General features: G+C 43.6%; 20 protein-coding genes and 1 tRNA gene. 5 read left to right on the top strand and 16 right to left on the bottom strand.

What is annotated here, in order from left to right; genetic code table 11:
* Positions 1 to 33: 33 nt before the first annotated feature.
* From ABD943_RS10285 to ffh, 8 genes are all read right to left on the bottom strand, one after another.
* A complete protein-coding gene (locus ABD943_RS10285) occupies positions 34 to 867 on the bottom strand; it encodes a thioredoxin fold domain-containing protein (protein ID WP_345293099.1) in 834 nt (277 codons plus the stop codon).
* Positions 868 to 1,014: 147 nt separating this feature from the next.
* Positions 1,015 to 1,896 (bottom strand): site-specific tyrosine recombinase XerD, encoded by an 882-nt coding sequence (gene xerD, locus ABD943_RS10280; RefSeq protein ID WP_345293377.1) that lies wholly within the window; start codon positions 1,894 to 1,896, stop codon positions 1,015 to 1,017.
* A gap of 183 nt (positions 1,897 to 2,079) precedes the next feature.
* Positions 2,080 to 2,436 (bottom strand): 50S ribosomal protein L19, encoded by a 357-nt coding sequence (gene rplS, locus ABD943_RS10275; protein ID WP_345293098.1) that lies wholly within the window; start codon positions 2,434 to 2,436, stop codon positions 2,080 to 2,082.
* Between the two features lie 55 nt (positions 2,437 to 2,491).
* Positions 2,492 to 3,262 (bottom strand): tRNA (guanosine(37)-N1)-methyltransferase TrmD, encoded by a 771-nt coding sequence (gene trmD, locus ABD943_RS10270; RefSeq protein ID WP_345293097.1) that lies wholly within the window; start codon positions 3,260 to 3,262, stop codon positions 2,492 to 2,494.
* Positions 3,263 to 3,281: 19 nt separating this feature from the next.
* Positions 3,282 to 3,797, bottom strand: coding sequence for a ribosome maturation factor RimM (rimM, locus tag ABD943_RS10265; RefSeq protein WP_345293096.1), 516 nt, complete (start codon positions 3,795 to 3,797; stop codon positions 3,282 to 3,284).
* A gap of 27 nt (positions 3,798 to 3,824) precedes the next feature.
* Positions 3,825 to 4,073, bottom strand: coding sequence for a 30S ribosomal protein S16 (gene rpsP / locus ABD943_RS10260; RefSeq protein ID WP_345293095.1), 249 nt, complete (start codon positions 4,071 to 4,073; stop codon positions 3,825 to 3,827).
* 344 nt (positions 4,074 to 4,417) lie between these two features.
* Positions 4,418 to 4,813, bottom strand: a complete 396-nt coding sequence (locus tag ABD943_RS10255) for a hypothetical protein (protein ID WP_345293094.1) — start codon at positions 4,811 to 4,813, stop codon at positions 4,418 to 4,420.
* 63 nt (positions 4,814 to 4,876) lie between these two features.
* The gene (gene ffh, locus ABD943_RS10250) at positions 4,877 to 6,268 is read right to left on the bottom strand and encodes a signal recognition particle protein (RefSeq protein ID WP_345293093.1); all 1,392 of its coding nucleotides are present in this window, start codon (positions 6,266 to 6,268) and stop codon (positions 4,877 to 4,879) included.
* A gap of 298 nt (positions 6,269 to 6,566) precedes the next feature.
* Between ffh and ccsA the strand changes: the two genes are divergently transcribed.
* From ccsA to ABD943_RS10235, 3 genes are read left to right on the top strand one after another with little or no spacing between them, the layout of a single operon-like run.
* The gene (gene ccsA, locus ABD943_RS10245) at positions 6,567 to 7,301 is read left to right on the top strand and encodes a cytochrome c biogenesis protein CcsA (RefSeq protein ID WP_345293092.1); all 735 of its coding nucleotides are present in this window, start codon (positions 6,567 to 6,569) and stop codon (positions 7,299 to 7,301) included.
* A gap of 21 nt (positions 7,302 to 7,322) precedes the next feature.
* A complete protein-coding gene (locus ABD943_RS10240) occupies positions 7,323 to 8,606 on the top strand; it encodes an HlyC/CorC family transporter (protein WP_345293091.1) in 1,284 nt (427 codons plus the stop codon).
* A gap of 8 nt (positions 8,607 to 8,614) precedes the next feature.
* Positions 8,615 to 11,104 carry an efflux RND transporter permease subunit gene (locus ABD943_RS10235; protein ID WP_345293090.1) on the top strand — a complete coding sequence of 830 codons (2,490 nt, stop codon included), beginning with the start codon at positions 8,615 to 8,617 and terminating at the stop codon, positions 11,102 to 11,104.
* A 67-nt stretch (positions 11,105 to 11,171) separates the two neighbouring features.
* Here ABD943_RS10235 and ABD943_RS10230 read toward each other — a convergent pair whose 3' ends face one another.
* The 6 genes from ABD943_RS10230 to ABD943_RS10205 all read right to left on the bottom strand — a co-directional run bounded on the left by ABD943_RS10230 (position 11,172) and on the right by ABD943_RS10205 (position 16,583).
* Entirely contained in the window at positions 11,172 to 12,368 is a 1,197-nt protein-coding gene (locus ABD943_RS10230) for a DUF4785 domain-containing protein (RefSeq protein WP_345293089.1), read from the bottom strand.
* A 9-nt stretch (positions 12,369 to 12,377) separates the two neighbouring features.
* Positions 12,378 to 13,217 (bottom strand): lipase family protein, encoded by an 840-nt coding sequence (locus tag ABD943_RS10225; protein ID WP_345293376.1) that lies wholly within the window; start codon positions 13,215 to 13,217, stop codon positions 12,378 to 12,380.
* Between the two features lie 495 nt (positions 13,218 to 13,712).
* Positions 13,713 to 13,799 (bottom strand) — tRNA-Leu (locus ABD943_RS10220).
* 103 nt (positions 13,800 to 13,902) lie between these two features.
* Positions 13,903 to 14,118, bottom strand: coding sequence for a helix-turn-helix transcriptional regulator (locus tag ABD943_RS10215; RefSeq protein WP_345293088.1), 216 nt, complete (start codon positions 14,116 to 14,118; stop codon positions 13,903 to 13,905).
* A gap of 4 nt (positions 14,119 to 14,122) precedes the next feature.
* Positions 14,123 to 14,596, bottom strand: a complete 474-nt coding sequence (locus tag ABD943_RS10210; protein ID WP_345293087.1) for a hypothetical protein — start codon at positions 14,594 to 14,596, stop codon at positions 14,123 to 14,125.
* A 205-nt stretch (positions 14,597 to 14,801) separates the two neighbouring features.
* The gene (locus tag ABD943_RS10205) at positions 14,802 to 16,583 is read right to left on the bottom strand and encodes a DUF885 domain-containing protein (RefSeq protein ID WP_345293086.1); all 1,782 of its coding nucleotides are present in this window, start codon (positions 16,581 to 16,583) and stop codon (positions 14,802 to 14,804) included.
* A 239-nt stretch (positions 16,584 to 16,822) separates the two neighbouring features.
* On the opposite strand from ABD943_RS10205, the gene ABD943_RS10200 reads away from it, so the two are divergent.
* Both ABD943_RS10200 and ABD943_RS10195 read left to right on the top strand, forming a co-directional pair.
* Entirely contained in the window at positions 16,823 to 17,314 is a 492-nt protein-coding gene (locus ABD943_RS10200; RefSeq protein ID WP_345293085.1) for an RDD family protein, read from the top strand.
* Positions 17,315 to 17,341: 27 nt separating this feature from the next.
* Entirely contained in the window at positions 17,342 to 18,490 is a 1,149-nt protein-coding gene (locus ABD943_RS10195; RefSeq protein WP_345293084.1) for a hypothetical protein, read from the top strand.
* Positions 18,491 to 18,523: 33 nt separating this feature from the next.
* On the opposite strand, the gene lptG is transcribed toward ABD943_RS10195, so the two are convergent.
* Complete coding sequence (gene lptG / locus ABD943_RS10190) at positions 18,524 to 19,633, bottom strand: LPS export ABC transporter permease LptG (RefSeq protein ID WP_345293083.1); 1,110 nt, start codon at positions 19,631 to 19,633, stop codon at positions 18,524 to 18,526.
* Positions 19,630 to 20,739, bottom strand: coding sequence for an LPS export ABC transporter permease LptF (gene lptF, locus ABD943_RS10185; protein WP_345293082.1), 1,110 nt, complete (start codon positions 20,737 to 20,739; stop codon positions 19,630 to 19,632). Before lptF ends, lptG begins: the two co-directional genes overlap by 4 nt.
* Positions 20,740 to 20,856: the final 117 nt, after the last annotated feature.

The raw sequence follows: 20,856 nt of genomic DNA, 5'->3' as shown, positions 1-20,856 counted from the left end.
AGTATTGAATGTTGGCTATGGCTGTAGCTGAATTTATTTATTCGCAACCTTGCCCGACTCGTTGGTAAGCTCATTTAAGCGACGGCTTAGAACTTGAGCGGGTAAATAGCCACCAATTAAGTCTCCATTCTCCAAAATGATGCCTGGAGTTCCATTCAGGCCAAACTTACGAACCAAAGCCATATGCTCTTGGAATGGTGTTTGACAGTTTCCTGTTCGATACTTATTTTGAATTTTAGCTTCTGTCATGGCTAGCTGTTGATCACTCGAACACCAGATGCCACGCAACTTATCCGCTGACTTTGAATCAAGGCCAGCGCGAGGAAATGCCAAATAACGAATAGTGATCCCTAAATCTAAATAATCTTGACGTTCGCGATGCAGTTTCTGACAGAACCCACAATCGACATCCGTGAAGATCGTAATGACATGCTTCTCGCTTGGCGCCTTGTAAACCACCATGTCTTTCTCATCAAGCTTATTAATTTCAGACATGCGCATTGGCGACTCTTGCTTTTGAATCTCAGCCATACGCTCAGAAGATACGTTACGCACTTTTGGCGTCGAAATATCAAGCATTTGACCTTTAATGAGGTACTTACCGTTGTTTGAAATGTAATACAAATCGCCCTGAAGCACGAAGGAGTACAAGCCTTCAATTTCAGATGGGGCTATATGCTGGATGCTGGCTGATGGAAATTTTGACTGCAACAACTGTCGAATTTGATCAGCATCTAAGTTCGACGCTTGAGTCAGCTTTTCAACATTTGGTGTTGGCTTAACTTCTTTTACTGCCGCTTTCGCACCGAAAGCAATAAGTAACGAGCTCAGTAAACCAATAAACAGTAATTTGCTGTAATTATGCATAAGCTTGGAGTTTCTTCTTTGAAAGGTTAATTACCATAGCATGTGATCCCTAAAACCTCTAATCAATCACTTCTATCCCACATCGTATTTTAGCCATGCCAATACCGAGAAAGTAAGTTGATTTACAAAGATTTACATGCCTTTTAACTAGCCCCGAGGATGATGTTTCGAATGCAGTTGCTTTAAACGCTCTTTTGCAACATAGGTATATATCTGGGTTGTGGACAGGTCACTATGCCCCAGTAGCATCTGCAAAGTCCTCAAATCGGCACCATGGTTCAATAAATGGGTGGCAAAAGCATGCCGTAGGGTGTGCGGTGATAAGTGAGTCTTGATACCCGCCGTTTTAGCGTAATGCTTAATGCGATACCAAAAGGTTTGTCGAGTCATTTTGGAGCCGCGCGTACTTAAAAATAAGTAGTCATTAGTGTCTTGGCTCGCGAGTTCCGGTCGCCCATACTTCAAATATTGCTGTATTGACGATAGCGCTTCTTCACCAATCGGAACCAACCTTTCCTTATTACCTTTACCGATCACCCGCATCACGCCTTGCACGAAACCAATTTGATTGACTTCAATACTAATCAGTTCAGTGATTCGCAGTCCACTGCTGTATAACAACTCTAACATCGCCCTGTCACGCAAACCCAATGCAGTATCGAGATCAGGCTGTTCAATAAGTCGCTCAACGTCCTTCTCGCTTAATGACTTTGGGACGGGTGGTTGGATTTTGGGGTTTTCAATTTGCTGTGTGGGATCAACCTTCAAACGATGCTGCTGACACAAATACCCATAAAATTTACGCAGCGAAGACAGTAATCGGGCAGTTGAGCGGCCGCTATACTGTTGCTGAAAACGATGTGCCAAATAAGCTTGGATGCTTGATTGATTAGCCCTCAAGAGTTCACCCGATTGCTCGTTAAGCCAGGCCGCAAAGAGCTTAAGATCCGTTCGGTAGCTCGACAGAGTTGCATCAGCAAGCCCCTGCTCCATCCATACATGGTCACAAAACAGCTCGATTTCACTCAGGTCCTGCTCCGATGCGTTACTGATTTTTCTGCGCCTATCCACCAAAGAATAATGCCTTAAACAAAGTTATTATTAGATTACCCCAAGTCGTTAGCGAACTAAAGAATCAATGATCTACTATAAAACCTATGGGCACAAAAAAAGCAGCCAAAGGGCTGCTTTTTAAGCGTTTGAAGAAAAAACTTACTTCTTAACGTCAAGTCTTTCTTTAATACGTGCAGATTTACCGCTACGCTCACGCAAGTAGTAGATTTTAGCTTTACGAACGTCACCACGACGCTTAATGCTAATGCTATCAACTAGCGGGCTGTATGTTTGGAACGTACGCTCAACGCCAACACCAGAAGAGATTTTACGAACAGTAAAAGCAGAGTTTAAGCCGCGGTTACGCTTTGCGATAACAACGCCTTCAAACGCCTGTAGACGCTCACGATCGCCTTCTTTTACTTTTACTTGGACAATAACTGTGTCACCAGCACCAAACGTTGGTACTTCTTTATTCATTTGTTCAGCTTCTAGCTGTTGGATGATGTTACTCATGGCTGTTGCTCCTCATTTGAGCGTTTGCTCTATCAAAATTAATCGTTGCAAAGAGTTAGTTTTGTTCAAACTCTTCAATAAATTCTTGCAAGAGTTGCCGTTGCTCATCGTTAAGTTCGACTTGCTCCAACAAATCCTTGCGTCTTACCCAGGTTCTCCCCAGAGATTGCTTCAGCCTCCAGCGACGAATTTTTTCGTGGTCGCCAGTTAGCAATATGGGCGGGACCTGCTGACCTTCGTAAACTTCAGGTCGTGTGTAATGCGGATGATCCAATAAACCTTCCGCAAACGAATCTTGCTGTGCAGAGTCTTGGTGCCCCAAAACCCCCGGCAAGGTTCGAACAACTGAGTCCATCACAGCCAGCGCTGCGACTTCCCCTCCGCTTAGAACGAAATCTCCCAAGGAAATTTCCATATCGATTTCAGACTCTATGACTCGTTCATCGATGCCTTCATAGCGGCCCGCAACAAGAAGCAAATTTTGCTTCTGTGCTAAAGTTTTTACCAGTTGATGGTCAAGCTTTTGTCCTTGAGGCGATAAATACACCTTAAAAACAGGATGACTCTCTTCATTAGAGGAACCATCAATAGCCATGGTACTTTCAGCGTAGCGAATGGCTTCTGTTAGTGGCGCAGTCATCATCAACATGCCTGGTCCACCGCCATACGGCCTATCATCAACGGTGCGATGCTTATCTTGAGTAAAATCACGCGGATTGGTTACCGCAACATTAACCTTACCCTGTTTAATCGCACGCCCTACAACACCTTGCTCGCAAATCGTTTCAAACATTTGCGGAAAAAGACTGATGATATGAAGATTCATCGACGCTTTATCGTCAGTGCTAATAGTCAGACTCCCAATCGACAGTAATTTGTGCCGTCTTCAAGTCCACGTCAATAACGCTGTAATCTGGTACATACGGAATTAATAGCTCGTCACCCTTAGATGATTTCACCACCAACACATCATTGGCACCAGTTTCCATCAACTTTTTGACCTGCCCTAGTTGCTCTCCGGCCTGATTTACCACGCTCAATCCAATCAGATCTCGCCAGTAAAACTCGCCATCATTCAATTCAGGCAGCTGCGACTTCTCAATCGCAATTTCAATGCCGTGATAACTCTCAGCTTGGCTTCGATCATCACAACCCTCAAGCTGTGCGACCAAGGTTTTACCCTGTTCACGACCATTTAAAATAGCAACTTCTTGCCATCGGCCGTTAAGCTTCAAATACCACGGTTTGTAATTAAGAATATTCTCTTTCGGCGAGGTGTGTGAATAAACCTTCACCCAGCCTTTGATGCCGTAAGCTCCATTAAGCTTGCCAACAATAAGTGGCTCAAAAGCTTCAGACATTACTATTATTCTTAACTAAACAATCACTTACTCTGCTTTTGCAGCTTCTTTAATCAATGCTGCAGCGCGTGGAGTTGGTTTTGCACCTTCACCGATCCAGTGTTGGATGCGATCATTTTCTACTCTTAGACGCTCTTCGTTACCACGAGCAACTGGGTTAAAGAAACCAACGCGCTCAATGAAACGACCATCGCGACGAGCGCGAATATCAGCAACTACTAAGTGGTAGAAAGGACGCTTTTTTGAACCACCACGTGCTAAACGGATGCTAACCATACGTTTATATCCTCTAATATTAAATACAAAACACCCCAAAGCCCCCTTTGTAGGCGCTTCCGAGGATTACAAATTTTTAAGAGCGCGAATTTTACATGAAATCACACCCATTTGGAAACCGTTTTTAGCTTTAAATCCAAATATTTCGGGCAATTGAGCAGAGTTTCTAGGGCATTTCAGCCTACTTTATGCTCTAAAAATAAAAACCGAACAAAATTATAGCAAAAATACTTCTGTTATTCTTGCCAGAAGATTGTTGACTGCTAATTTTTAGCTTGGTTTCAGTGAGTACAAAAAAAGCGGCTAAGGTTAGCCTTAACCGCTTTAAAATCAAAAGCTTAAACTTACTTCTTGCTTGGAGAGCAGCTTTTCGCTTTTTCTTTATCGATACCATGTTCAGCGGATACGCCTTCTGCACACGATTCCATTTGAGTATTTAAAGCATCACGCTCTTCTTCACTCATGCCTTGAGCCGCCATAAGCTGACCAAAGTTTGGTGAAATACACTTTTGTAACACACCGTCCATCATTTCATTACATTTAGCTTCGGTAATTTCCATGCAAGACAGCATTTCTTGGTCTTTACAGGTCTGAGCCATCTGTTGCTTCATCATTTGCATCATCATCACTTCCATACCAGCGGCCTGTGCTTTCGCGCCTTTAGCAGCTTTTTCTTCAGCAGTTGCTGACACAGACATTGCTAATAATGCACTACCTGCAAGTAATCCAAGTAATTTCATAGAATTCTCCAGAATTATAAGTTTAAGTCGCTTGATTCTAACGAAATAGAATATGAGTACAACCTATTTTCGACCAAAAGGAGGCATACCTCCCATTCCACCGCCAGGAGGGTTCATCCCCTGCATCCCGCGCATCATCTTCATCATGCCGCCTTTACCCTTCATTTTCTTCATCATCTTCTGCATTTGATTAAACTGTTTTAGAAGGCGATTAACGTCTTGAATTTGCGTGCCTGAACCGTTGGCAATACGCTTTTTACGTGACCCTTTGATCAGCTCTGGACGGGCGCGCTCTTTGGGCGTCATGGAATTTATCATGGCAATCATTCGACCAGTCGACTTATCATTCATGACTTTTTGCTTTGCCGCTTCTGGGATTTGTCCCATACCCGGTAGCTTATCCATCAAACCAGCCATACCGCCCATATTCGACATTTGCATCAATTGCTCACGGAAATCCTGAAGGTCAAATCCTTTCCCCTTCATGATTTTCTTGGCGACTTTCTCAGCTTTCTTCTTATCGACTTTACGCTCGACTTCTTCAATCAAGCTCAGCACATCGCCCATGCCCAAAATACGTGACGCAACACGCTCTGGGTGGAAAGGCTCTAACTGATCCAGCTTTTCGCCCATACCAATAAACTTGATTGGCTTACCGGTAATTTGGCGGATAGACAGCGCAGCACCACCTCGGGCGTCACCATCAGCCTTGGTTAAGATGACACCGCTTAAATCCAAAGCATCATTAAAGGCTTTCGCCGTGTTAGCTGCATCCTGACCGGTCATGGAGTCAACCACAAACAAGGTTTCCGTCGGGTTGATGGCCTGCTGCAACTCACTGATCTCGCTCATCATAGCTTCATCGACCGCCAAACGACCTGCAGTATCAATAATGACCACATCAGCGAACTGCTTACGCGCTTCTTCGATCGCGTTCTTTGCGATATCAACAGGCTTTTGCTCAGTTGTACTTGGGAAGAAAGTCGCGCCCACTTCACCAGCCACGGTTTCTAACTGCTTAATCGCAGCCGGACGGTAAACGTCAGCGCTAGCCACCATGACCGATTTTTTCTCGCGGTTAATCAGCAAGTGAGAGAGTTTACCGGCACTGGTCGTTTTACCCGCGCCTTGTAAACCGGCCAATAAAATTACCACTGGTGGCTTGGCATTCAGGTCAAGTGCATCGTTCTCAGCACCCATAGCCTTAATCATTTCATCATTAACGATTTTGATGAAAGCTTGCCCTGGGTCTAACGCCTTACCCACTTCCGCGCCGACGGCTCGCTCTTTGACAGCCGCAATAAATTCTTTGACGACAGGTAATGCAACATCAGCTTCAAGCAACGCCATGCGTACTTCGCGCAAGGTTTCCTTAATGTTGTCTTCATTAATTTTGCCTTTACCGGTGAGGTTTTTGAGAGCCCCGGAAAGGCGATCACTTAGGTTATCAAACATGCTGTATTACTCACTCTCTGAATTTTTGGACTATCGGCTGTTGTAGCGACAATGCTAACTTAGGCATCCCTTGAAATTGCTCAAACAGTCTCGAAAATGGGTCTATATAAAAATTATGAGGCATTATAACGAATAAACAAGAGCTGTGTGGCACTATTTTATGAATAGAACCGCTTGTTAACGCGCGGTTTTCCTCTAAAATAGCCAATAGAATTGACTGATAACTATTTACAATAAAGTGACTCTAATTTTTCAAGTGATAACCGGACTTGCCTACCTAGGCCTTGCACTGTTTTTGATGCAGCGTATTAAGCATCCCGAGCAGCAAGTGCCAGATTGGGGAAAATGGCTGCCACTCATTCCAGCAGTATTACATCTGTTTACGGTCTACTTACTGATCGATAGAAGTGGTGAACCTGGCCAAAACCTGTCGTTACTGAATCTAGTATCGCTGATCACTTTTATTTTAGTGTTATTGGTAGCCATCTATCGTTTCAGTAAGCAAACACCTCACTTGATGCTGTATACCGCAATCATTGCTGGCGTGATCAACTGGTTAACCATTATTCCTGAAGAGCCCAATATGGTTAACTTTAGTAACAATGGGCTCGGCGTGCTCCACGTCTGGTTATCCATCATTGGCTTCAGCCTGCTATTAGCTGCGACCTTACAAAGCATCTTGGTGCTTATCCTGCATAACAAGCTCAGGCACAAGCCTTCAAGCATTCACCCGTTATTGCCGCCGCTATTGGAGATGGAGCGCTTCTTATCGATCTTGGTCCTATCAGGCATTATCAGCCTAGGCGTTGCCTTTGCGCTGGGTTTTGGTCTGCCCAAGTCGGTGATTAATGACCAACCGCTTCACAAAATTATTCTGTCCTTACTTGCTTGGTTCAGCTTCTGTACATTTTACATAGGGTATAAGAGCTCAAAACTTAGCGGTATTCGCTTTGCGAGATTTTGCATCATCGCTTTTGTTATTCTGAGCATAGGGTTCATTGGCACTAAATTGGTTATCCAATACATTTTATAACAACAATAACGGAGTTCATTTTTGGAATCACTGTCAACGGGAACCTTATTCTTAATACTGGGTTTGCTGATACTCTTATCGGCATTCTTCTCAAGCTCAGAAACAGGCATGATGTCGCTCAATCGATACCGCTTAAAACATCGCGCACGTAGCGGAGATAAAAGTGCCAAACGAGTGTACGAGATGCTGAAACGCCCGGATAAATTACTCGGCTTGATTTTGCTTGGCAACAATATCGTTAATATTCTTGCGTCAGCAATTGCGACCGTTATCGCTATTCGCTTCTGGGGCGAAGGGGGTATTTTCGCTGCGACACTGATGTTAACGGTAGTCATATTGATTTTCGCAGAGGTCACACCGAAAACCTTGGCCGCATTGAACCCTGAGAAGATTTCTTTTTTCGCAGCCCCAACACTCAAAATTCTGTCAACTCTGTTCCACCCCGCGATCAAACTTATTAGCATGCTCGCTAATGGTTTATTACGCTTGTTTGGCGTTAACGCCAGCTCAGATCAAGGGGACAACCTAAGCCAAGAAGAATTAAGAACCGTGGTAAATGAGGCTGGAGCCATGATCCCGCGCCGGCACCAGAAGATGCTGCTGAGTATTCTTGACTTAGAAACCGTCACTGTTGATGACATTATGGTGCCTCGTAATGAAATTATCGGCATCGACCTCAATGATGATATGGACTACATTTTGGAGCAGATCCGTAACAGCATCCACACTCGTCTACTGGTCTTCCGTGGCGAGATTGATAACGTAGAAGGCTTATTACATGCACGCAACTTTGGCCGCGTGCTTGAAATGGAATCCAACTCATCAGAAGGATTACTCGACCACTTAGACCCCATTTATTATGTGCCAGAAGGCACTCCACTCCATACCCAATTAATGAAATTCCAACGTAAGCGTGATCGTATCGGCTTAGTGGTGGATGAGTATGGCGATATTGAAGGATTAGTGACTCTTGATGATATTTTGGAAGAAATCGTTGGCGACTTCACTACCGAAATGTCTAATATCAATAGCGATATCCAAAAAGACGGCGATGAGGCTTACTTGATTGATGCTACCGTGACTATTCGGGATCTTAATAAGACTTTAGAGTGGGAGCTGCCAACAGAAGGTCCTAAAACGTTGAATGGACTGATCACTGAGTATTTAGAAACCATTCCACAGTCAGGTACCTGCTTGCGACTGTATGGTTACCCCATGGAAATTTTGCAAATCAAAGATAACATCGTTAAAAGCGTGCGAGCCATGCCAAAGCTTTACGCACCACCGAGCGATGAAACGAACTAGGACTCATAATGACCCAACACAAAGAAAGCTTTTTCTTTACTCTTTATAAAAGAACTGTCCTTGACCACCCACTGGTAAGCCTGCTTCTTGTTATTGCCTTAACGGTGTTAGCCGCGAGTCAATTGCATAAGTTCAGACTCGATGCCTCGGGCGAATCCCTAGTTCTCGAAAACGATCAATCTTTGGAGTACTACCGCCAGGTGAATGAGCAGTATGGCTCAGATGACTTTCTAATTATTACCTGGCAGCCTGAAAAAGGATTGATGAGTGACGAATCTATTAACGGATTAAAGTCACTGACCAGTGAGTTGAAAGATGTCCAAACGGTCTCAACCATTAACAGCATTCTTAATGTACCCCTGCTGCAAGGATTAACGTTAGATACTGATGCTTTGGGCGAAGAAATCCCAACCTTACAAAGCGCTTCAATCGATAGAGAGGAAGCCCTAGAAGAATTCACCTCAAGTCCCATTTACAAAAATCTTTTAGTCGGTGAAGACGGACAAACGAGCGCGGTACAAATAAATTTCAAACGTGATGAACAGTATTTTTCATTGTTAAACGCCCGCGATGAACTTAGAGCTAAAAGCTCACAACAGCAGCTATCCGCAGAAGAGCAACAGAAATTAACTCAAGTAGAATCTGAGTTCGATGCTTACAGCAAGAAAGTCTCTGAGCGTACAAGCGCTATCATTTCAGAAGTCAGAACCATCATGGAAGATTACCGAGATATTGCCTCCATGCACCTCGGTGGCATCTCGATGATTACCAATGACATGCTAACCTTCATTCAGCATGACATCACTGTGTTTGGTATTGGCATACTGCTGTTTATCATGCTGGCGTTGTTTGTCTTTTTCGGTAAGCTTCGTTGGGTTGTCCTACCTTTATTTTCCTGCTTAGTTAGCGTCATTATGCTGGCGGGGTTACTCAGCTTTCTGGATTGGCGAATTACCGTTATATCCTCAAACTTCCCGTCAATATTGCTCATCGTGATATTGGCGCTGAATGTTCACTTAGCGGTCTATTACCGAGATTTCATTTCGGCAAACCCAGACTCAAGCCAAGAGTTAAGAGTCTCACAAACTCTAAAAACCATGTTCTGGCCATGCTTTTATACCGCACTGACCACTATCGTAGCTTTTATCTCACTCCTCATTAGTGGTATTCGTCCCGTTATTGATTTTGGCTGGATTATGACCATCGGCATCGTGCTTGGCTTCGTTGTCACATTCATTATCTTTCCAAGTTTTATCCAACTTCAAAAGAAAGACGCTCACACCAGTGGCACCAGTATTACTTACAAAATCACCAACTGGATTTACAGCTTTACCGTTAACTATAAGGTCACGATATTCGTTTTAACCACTGCTATCATAGCCTTTAGCGCTTACGGTATTACCCAGCTTAAAGTTGAAAACCGTTTTATCGATTACTTCAAGCCAAGCACAGAAATCTACCAAGGCATGACGGTCATCGATCAAAAACTTGGCGGAACCACTCCGTTGGATATTGTGATTGATAAAGGTGAAGAGTCTGCGCTCGTTGCTGATGACGAATTCGCTGATGAGTTTGGCGATGAGTTTGATAGTGGTATCTACGATCCTGGCTACTGGTTTACAGGGGCCAAGCTTAAGCAAGTTGAACGTATCCATGATTTTATCGATAGCCTAGGTGTCACAGGCAAGGTGCAATCCATCGCCACTTACTCCAAAGTTTTGGAGACGATGAATGACGGCGAATATCCCGATGAATTGACTTTGAGCCTTGTCCACCAGAAAACACCGGCCGAAGTCCGCTCGGTATTAATGAAACCTTACCTTTCAGAAGCTGGTGATCAAATTCGAATCAATATTCGCGTTCAAGAAACGAACCATGATCTAAAGCGTGCAGAGCTTATTAATACGATAAACGACTATATCGTTAATGAGGAAAGCATTGCTGAAGACAGAGTCCATTTCACGGGTATGCTTGTGCTCTACAACAACATGCTTGAGAGTTTGTTTGACTCGCAAATTAAGACTATCGGTGCAGTTTACTTGGCCATCTTGTTGATGTTTGTCATCCTATTCCGCTCCGTAGTTTTAGCCATTTTAGCAACGATTCCAAACGCACTCTCAGCTGCATTGGTTCTTGGGATCATGGGATGGATGGGTGTTCCGATGGACATGATGACCATTACTATCGCCGCAATTGTCATTGGTATTGCCGTTGATAATTCGATCCATTATGTCCACCGCTTCAAAGCAGAGTTCGTAAAAGATAATGATTATCTTGAAACCATGAAACGCTGTCACGGCAGTATCGGTAAGGCGATTTATTATACCGGTGTTACCGTCATCTTCGGCTTTGCTATCTTAGCGCTATCAGAATTTATTCCATCAATTTATTTCGGCCTATTAACGGGCTTAGCCATGGCTGTGGCATTATTCTTAAACCTAACGTTACTGCCGCTATTACTCATTACTATGAAGCCCTTAAAAAGCTCTAATAGTTAAAGAATACGAGTATTACCAAACAAAAAAAGCCGCGATAACCGCGGCTTTTTTCTACTCCACTTGGCGTTTATTGCATCAGTGCCATCTGACCTTGATCACGAAGCTCTAGCTGCTTGACTTCGTAAGGGGCTGTGACGCCTGCTTGCTTTAATAGCTGAGAATCAAACTTCATGTGAATAGCACCTTCACCAGCAGCAAGGTTAGCTGCGCTATGCGTCATCATCACAGGTTTCAAATTGCCGTGAGCATCTGTGCCATAAAGTACAGCGCGGACTTCATAACGACCATCAACACTTGCGTTAACCGGAATAGTCGCGACTGGACTTTGCTTTTGACCTGACATTACAGGCTCAGCAGACAACTTTGCTGTCTTTTCGGCAAAAGCAAAAGGTAATTGCGCATTACGCTGAATGACTTCTCCATTGCGTTTCACTTGAGTTTCAGTATGTAGCTCCCAAAGGGCTCCCGGGACTGTGTCAGCAGACATATCCAAAGGTTTGCTCAACGAGTAGCCGTCTTTGCTTGGCGTAAAGTCAACCTTAAAAGTTTTACCTGTTGGCGATACTATCTGCCCTTTAATGCTGACAATATCTTGAGTTTTACCCTGTGCAAATACCGAAGCATTAACACTCAATACATCCTCATTAAGATAATTACTTTTATTAGCCGTTAAGTGCATTTCTGTGTCGCTGTTTTTTTCAAAGACATTGATGCGGTACTTGCCATGACTAGATACACCTTTCTCCGCTTTCAGTGAAAAACGCCCAGCACCCAAGCTATCATCCATTTTGAACCCCGTCGTGCCTTGTTGAAAGCCCATGCCATTTTTTTGCATCGCATGACTACTGACCAGAGTATCAAAAGCTTTCCCCTGCTGATAAACCTGCCCTTTTGGGCTTCGAACCGTTAACTGCTCTGGCTCTACAGCACTTTGTCCGTCAAAAGCAGAGATTCGCACTAACGCACCTTTAGCAGAAGTGGTCAGAACAATACCAGACTTTAATTGTGCTCCCGTTACATCCTTCATATATTGACGACTTTGCACATGAGACTGCTTTTGCGAAAAGTCTATTTGCTGGATATTGTTAATTGGAAAGCTGTAGCTCACGTTTTTCATTTCACGCTGGCTATCTGGTTGGGCAGGAGCGGTATTGCCCGGCTGCCCAGTGTATAAGTGGTCACGCTGTGACTTTGAGCTAGTAGAATCGGCTACGGCAACACCACTCAAAGAAATGATCATTGACGTTAATAATAAAGTTCTCATGATAACTCCTTAAATTCGGTTACGTAGAAATGCATCTAAACCAAAGCACTTGCGTCTGCTTTGGGCATGACTCAACGGCTCATCACCGTAAGTCTTGCTGGTGTCATAAAACCATACTGATCCAGCTGCATTTTGCGAGCTACAATTTAAGAACCCATCAGAACAACTATCCAACCAGTTCTGAGTAAACTCCAAACCAACGTTTTGAGCATAGCCACCACAGTAACTATCACTATCCCAGATAGCGGACTCTACATCCGTACCAACGACACTTCGAAACGGCTTAGGTAAACCCGGTCTACCACCTGTACCGTATAGCCAGTTGGCGTTATAACTCGCCATCCATGCTTCTTGCTGCATGCGAACAGCATCATTCTTATAACCCAACAACCAGCCCAAGGCTGACTCAAAAACATTACCATCAATCACAGCATCGGCTAAAGGCGTACCGCCACTTGATGGCGCCAAAGCGATAACTTCATCGATTCGATTGATAATGTTCGGATAACGGCTATCCCAAGTAGGATTCGACATAATCCAACGTGCAACATTCCCGCCGTTTGAGTGCGTGATTAAAGTTAGACTGGTTATCCCCTTTTGGTTAATGAAGGTGGTCAACTGTCCAGCTAAGCAACCCGCAGCGCCAGATGTCCACATGTATTGAGTAAAGTCACAATTAATGACGGTGTAATTACTTGAGTTAGGAAGGCCCTGAATCACTGACTGAACAAAGCTGCCCGTCCAGTAATCATTATAGGCATCACTTTGACTGCCTGTGCCATGAACAAAAGCCACGCCTGTATTTGCATGACTAAGCCCAGTAAAGGTGAGTGCTGCGATTAACAGCATGAGTTTTCTAAACATCGACTACCCCCATCGGTGTTACTGTGTGTTTTGTTTGTTTTTTCTTAATAAGCTCAGCAATTCATTAGAATAACTAAGCTGAGAAGATTTATAGCATCAATATTTCTTACTGTAAAAAACACTCGTTTTAAACTTAAAAGCTGGAAATACGAACACATGTCAAACAGGTAGCATCATATATCTAATTGAAATATAAGAATTATGCGCCAATAATAAAACAACAGTAGCTTATAGTCACCAAGCATTAAAACGCACACCAACAAAAACAAGTTGAATTTGACTTGCCATAAAGGATTTTATGGTTACATTTGGCTGTCTAGACCTCTGGTACAACCAGCTTTAGATCACAACTGTGATCCAGTTAACATAAATAATTTTTTTCGGAGGAGCAATGACTGAAGAGAATCAATGAATAAACTTAGATTTATAACTAAAGCGCTTGCAGGAAGATTTGATATGAAAAAAGGATTCTAAGAAAGATGGTACCGGAGGGCGGACTTGAACCGCCACGCTCGCAAGAGCAACGGATTTTGAATCCGTCATGTCTACCAATTCCATCACTCCGGCACTTTTTTTCGCACTTTTAAGAGGCGATAACTCCTTAAAAGTGCGGGGCATTATAAACCAATAAGCTGTTATTGCAATACTGTTAAAGAGCTTTTTCGGCCATTTACTCCTCAGTCTTAATCAGACTGAAAACCTCTTCCACAGGAGCATTAAAATACTCGGCTATTTTCAGTGCAATGATCGTTGAAGGAACAAACTTTCCCACCTCAATCGTACTGATGGTTTTTCTCGATACACCAATAGCTTCCGCCAAGTCACTTTGGCTCATGCGATGCTCAGCTCGAAAAACTCGAATGCGATTATCAAGTTCGGGGTGCATAGCACTACTCCTCTAGCTCTTCCAGATCATCCTCTCGCGTGAGCCAGAAAAAGCTTATGCTGGCTGAAAGTACGGCAACAGCGAACAATAACACGAAGTAAAATCGTAGTGGTAACGCTAAGCTGTCTAAAAACTTCGAAGTGCCTAATAAAACGACCAACGTTAAGGTTAAAGCAATCCATCCATTTTTAAAACTTGCCAGCATGGCGCCTGAAACGAAACTTTCGGTTTCGTTTTTGACAAGCATCTTTCCAGTCAACTTTTGCTTAATCACTGGCCACAAAGAGACAAACGTCACTATGATCGTTAAACCAGAACCTAGGATAGACGCAAAATCTAAAATTTCATTTAAGCGCCCCTTCTCGGTCAGTGTTTCCCACAACAAAATCAAATAAGTGACACCACATACCAGCATCCCTCGAGCAACGCCTGTCTGAACTCTATCCACTGTCTCTGCACAATTCTTTTGACTCATCATTTTACCTCATTACCAATTATTAAAACACAACAAGAGTATCACAAAGATAGCTTAGCAACCCTTATTGAAACCTTTAGGTGTCATTATGGTAATTTTTCATACCAAGTCAAGTGTTTTTATCTTTTACGAGAACGCCAAAAAACAAAAGCCCAGCTCGATGGCTGGGCTTTGTGCTGTTACCGTGTCTATTTTTTCAGTGATTGAGCTATGATTGGCTCTCTTTCTCTTCCTGATTTTCTAACTCAATAAACTGCTCAATCTGCTCTTCGAGTACGCTAAGAGGAATCGAGCCATTGGCCAAAACAGCGTCATGGAACTTGCGAATATCAAACTTTTCACCTAACGCTTTCTCCGCTTTTTCACGCAACTCTAGTATCTTCAGCTCGCCCAGCTTGTAAGAAAGCGCTTGCGCTGGCCAGCTAATGTAACGATCAATTTCAGTACGAACATTGTGCGTCGACAAAGCAGTATTGCTCTCCATCATGCTGATCGCTTTCTCACGACTCCAGCCTTTCGCGTGCATGCCTGTATCCACAACCAGTCGCATAGCGCGCCACATTTCATAAGTTAATCGGCCGAAATTACTGTAGGGATCCTCATAAAAGCCGGCTTCTAGCCCCAGCTTCTCGCTGTATAACCCCCACCCTTCACCAAATGCTGAAATATAAGTGTTTTGACGGAACTTGGGTAAGTGCGTTAGCTCTTGGGCCAAAGCGGTCTGTAAATGGTGACCCGGAACCGCCTCGTGTAAGGTGAGGGCTTCTAAATTGTACAATGGACGCTTCTCTAAGGCATAGGTATTCACCCAGTACTCTCCTGCACGATCACTATCGATAGGAGCCCCTGAGTAACGACCAGTCGTGTACTTCGGTGCAATCTCCTCTGGTACAGGCACAACGCCGTAGGGTTGGCGCGGTAATTTGCCGAAAAACTTAGGAAGCTGATGATCCATCTTTTTTGACATGTAAGCTGCTTCTTTTAACAGCTCCTCAGGTGTTTTTGCATAAAACTGCTCATCAGTTCGTAAGAAGTGCAAAAACTCCTCGAAAGAACCCTCAAAGCCCGTGGTCTCAATGACCTCCTCCATTTCTTTGCGGATTCTGGCAACTTCTTTTAGACCAATCTCATGAATCTCATCTGGCGATAAATCCAAGGTTGTGTAATGTTTAATCTGATTTTGGTAGTAAGCCTTTCCATCTGGGAAGTCATATGCGGCAATACTCTTTTTCGCCGCAGGAAGGTATTCATCTTCAAAGAATGTCAGATACGCTTGGTATTGTGGTAAAACCTTATTAGAAATCACCTTAGCTGCTTTTTTCTGCAAAACAGCCTGATCTTCCGTACTTAAGGTATCCGGCATATTATTAAAAGGTCGGTACCAAACCGTTTCTTTAGGATCATCTTTGATATACACGCTAATACTATCGCTGTAACCATCTAGTACTGCTCTTGGTACTGTAAAACCACGCTTTATTCCATTGCGCATGTTGGACACATTTTGCTGGAAAAACGTCGGTATCGCTTCCAACAAGGCGATGTAATCCTGATAATCGTCCGCGGTTCTAAAGCGGAAAGCATTGGCTAGATTAGTTGTCTGTGCATGGAAGCCATACTCTGACGTTAGCGGCATTTGGTACGCTTTAAAATCTACCTCAGCCACGTCTTGTTTCAACTGGGTCATCATCATGTCGTAACTAATCTGCTCGTCTTGGAGCAGATTGTCACGCTTGATACTCTCTAGTTCCTTGATAAGTTCTAATAACTTCACTTTACGATCAGCATATGCCTCAGGACTGACGTCGCGTAATTTTCCTTTCGCACTCTCATCACCCTCACGAGCTGCCCATACAGGGTTTTGCGACTGACGATACTCCTGCACCTCTTGAAAGAAATCATCTAGCCATTGGCTATGATCCTCACCGGCTACCGCGGTGATACTACTGGCCAATAAAGCGCCGGAAACCATTAATGTTTTTGTTAATGTCATTATTCAAACCTACTCAGCAAACAATGCACCTTTTATATCAGGAATAACTTATTGATGAAAGCGGTGCGATTGAAATGCTGTAAAAGAGTGTTTCAGCTAGTCTACAGAGCCCTGTTTTGCTAGACTAGCGCCCTTATTCTGTCATTCCCGCAAAGGTGGGAATCTAACGACTACAGATCCACTTTATTTATTATAAGATTCCCGCCTTCGCGGGAATGACGACATAACTGCCTTTAGCCATGACAAAAAATACAGCACAATCACTTATAACCACACCAGCACCGATTACCAAAAAACTGGGCGCTTGGTTGTATGATATTTTAATCAGCATCGCAATATGGTTCTTGTGGGGGTTATTCACGTTCCCACTGATTCACTGGATGCTAGGCGTTGAAGATATGAATATTGAAACGGGTTGGCAGGACTCTCTAACCTACCAAATCTATTCATTGTTCCCGACGCTACTATTGCTACTATACTTTGTCGGCTCGCACGTCCGCTACGGCCAGACGGTAGGGATGAGTGCTTGGAAAATTATGCTGGTTCAAGATAACGGCAAACCAGTTACCTTTGGAGCCGCGTTGTTTAGAGCCATTACTTCGGTACTTGGCCTTGGCATGATTATCAGTCCATTCACTAAGAAAAGACTTGGCTGGCACGATATTTTGACCAATACACGAGTGGTTGCTTTACCTGAAAAAGCTAAACCTGGAACTGACAAAATTAAATAAACATTCATTATAATAATGAGGGATCACATGAGAAAAACGATAATCTTACTTATTTCAGCATTTCTTTTAGCATCATGCGCACCACAATACGCTAAAAAAGAGAGTTATTTCGGGGGCTATTCTGGAGACTCAGCCATAATAGTTGATACCTCAGAGAGACAGTCAATTAGCAAGGCTTTTATGTATGCGGTAGAGGAAGTGAACGGACAAGAGGTAGAGAACACTATTACTGCCACACGTGGAGCTACCTACGGTCAAGGTTCTAATTTGATAACCCGAGGTTTTCAGCGTGAAGTTCCTGCTAACGAAGTCACCTTAAAGCTGGTTGCTAGAGTGGTTTATGCTGCTCCTGTACAAGCCATGTTTGGAGATGACTTTAGCATTGAAAAGACGATTACGTTTTCCCCAAAGCCAAAGCAGAACTATCTAGTAAAAGGTTTCCTCTCAGAAGAATACACAGCGTTATGGCTTGAAGATTCTATGGGGAACAAACAAACTGAGCTCTATGAAGAGTATGAAGCTGGTGTCGACGTAGAGCAATATCGAAAGCAACTAGCACCCTCACAAAAAGCAGCTATCAGTAGTACTGATTCTGACGAAGAATTATCTAAGCAAGAAAAGTTTCTTAACCTCTCTGAAGGAGAAAGCGCTAGCCTAATTAAAGGAAAGCTAGGAGAACCAGACTCAGTTAAGGAAACAGCATATAGCTTTTGGTCTAGAAGAAAGCCCTATACCACTTATTTTTATGGGAGCCTTGGGGAATTACAACTTATTAAAGGAGCTGGAGGTAGCTTATATTTATATAGAGTTATTCCTTCCCTTGATAAGGGTAGCTTCTCCCCAGCAGAAGTGGAAAAGTTACTGAGTGTGAAAAATGGACGAACGATAAGGGATATAGCAGAAAAACTTTATAATCAAGTTGATGAATTATCTCAGGAATCATTAGACTTGGTAGCTGATAAAGTATGGGAAGAGAGAAATACTGAAAAAAGTTATATGGCGGACGGGGCAGCTTGGCTATGTAAAGTTCTGGCCAAAAGCCAAAACAGTAGATATAAAAGTTTCCTAAAAGAAGTATCAGTTACAGCAGCAACCAGCAAACTTAAAGGGCATGCTGAGAACAGTTTTGAATTGCTAGTTGAAGATAATTCGCAACAATATACTCCACCAAGCTAATAATTATATCCAGCCTCAAGAAGGGATAGAACCCTATCCCGCCCTTCTGAGTAGATACCATGCCGCGACTGCAAAAATCAGTGGCGGCATTAAAGCTCCTAAAAATGCGGGGACCCCCGCGACAAGGCTGACTGGGCCAAACGATCGTACGGCAAAGAAGTAAACCATACCGGTCAGCACACCAACCAACACCCTCGCGCCCATCGATACGCTTCTCATTGGTCCGAAGATAAAGGACGCTGCCAAAATAATCATGACTGCGGTACTAATCGGTTGAATCACCTTCTGCCAAAATGCCAAGTCGTAATTTTTGGTATCAAGTCCATTGCTCGCCAAATAGCTACGATATTGATAAAGATTAACGATATTCATGTTTTCTGGGTCAACGCTGAGGGCCGACAAATTATCCAGACTAATACCGGTTTGCCACTCTTTTTCCGTAAACGGTAAGCGCTCAACTTTATCAAAACGCTGGTCACTATTATTCCCAATATTCGTTTCACTCGGAGTAGCTCCGAGCTGCGTCACGATACCTTGTCTCAACGACCAAGAATTGCCAATCAGTTCCGCTGACTTGGCATGAATCATTTTTGTCAGCTCATTATCTCGATTGAATTCATACACGGTAACATCACTCAAGCGAGAGGCGCCTATGACCTCACCCACATGCACCATATTCGCGCCATCTTTGAGCCACAAACCTTGATTACTATCGACGAACTGCTCACCATACAAGGCTCTATTGCGAAGATTTTCCGCCATTAATGTGGTTTTAGGCGCAACGTATTCTCCGAGAAAAACCGAGAATGTGATCAGAATTAAACCATAAGACAAGGCTGCACCAATAATTTGCCAAGTGGTTTTTCCGGCTGCTCGCATCACCGTCAGCTCGCTTCGAGAAGCTAAAATACCTAAGCCAGCGATCGAACCAATTAAAATCGCCATCGGGAAAAATTCATAAATATACTGTGGCGACAGCAATAACGAATACGACAAGCCATCGATAAAGGCGTAAGTCCCTTTATCGAAATCCCCACTCTCATCAATCAACGCAAACAGTACACGAATAACCGCCAAAGTTAACAACGTCATCAAAGACGTCGCTAAGATGGTTTTGCCAATATAAAACTTTAAGATATTCATGAGTCACCGCCTTCGGCAGAAGGTGTGCCAGTATTTTTAGTGTTTGCACGGCCATGCGCATAAAGGAGGCGAGCGGCGAGCAGCCCCATCACAATATAAATAGGAATAAATCCAAGCCAGCCAGGGATTTTTTCAGCCTCTACCCATTTCCTAAACACAACAATCAGAACGATGTAACCAATATATACCATCAGCGCAGGCAGCATTTTTGCAAACTTGCCCTCTCGAGGCCTAACCCGACTCAAAGGAATCGCTAAGAATAATAAGAATGGCACTGATAAAGGTACAGCCAGTCGCCAATGAAGTTCTGCCCAACTGCTTCCGTCAGCCGTTTCAATCAACTCCATGGTCGGTGTTGCAGAGATTTTGCGACGGGACGTAATCGAGCGCTCAGCTTCCAATCTCGCGTAATAATGTTCAAACTCGGTAATCTTACGAACATTTTTATCAGCATCCAGTTCATACACCAGGCCATCATTGAGCTGAAGAAAGTTTTTATCCAAAGCTTCATCATAGTAACGCTCAGCAGATTTAGCTGAAATGATTCGCGTGTAAGGGCTGTTTTCTGCTGGCAACTCCGCTAAGAAGAAATTACCCAAATGACTCGGGCTGTCTGATGAGTCCGCATAAACCACGCCTTCGCCTTCCTGAAAAATTTGAAAGCGACCCGGTTCAAGCATGCTCAGCTCTAGCTTACTCGCGTGTTCGTCTCGTATTTGATAGGTGGTTTCATTCGCTACTGGCGCCAACCACAACGCTACAGCACCACCGATAAGCGACACAATAACGGCAATAGGAATTAACAAACTGATTAACTTTCGCTCACTGACACCCACTGAGCGCAGCACCGCCATTTCGCTATCCACATACAAGCGACTAAAGGCCAGTAGGCAGCCTAAGAAAAAAGCGAGAGGCAACAAAAAACCAAGCAGTACTGGTGAATACAACAAAACCATTTGCCAAACCATGGTGCCCGTAATGTCGCCAGATGCCGCTTGGGCTAAATACTTAACAATGCGCTGGCTAATAAAAATAGCAAATAACACGCCCAAAATGGCGAGCGTACTGGTAAAGACTTCGCGGTTTAAGTAACGACTTAGTATCAAGGTTTTCTCAGTCTGTTGACTGCCCAGAAACTGGTATTTATGGCAATATCAGTTAAACTATGGGCACGGTTTATGCCAATACCGGCATTATAAACGAAAATTAACAATTTGCAGGTG

The organism is Kangiella marina (assembly GCF_039541235.1).
Lineage (GTDB): Bacteria > Pseudomonadota > Gammaproteobacteria > Enterobacterales > Kangiellaceae > Kangiella > Kangiella marina.
Note: the sequence above shows the minus strand (reverse complement) of the source record. Positions and strands in the feature narration are given on the sequence as shown.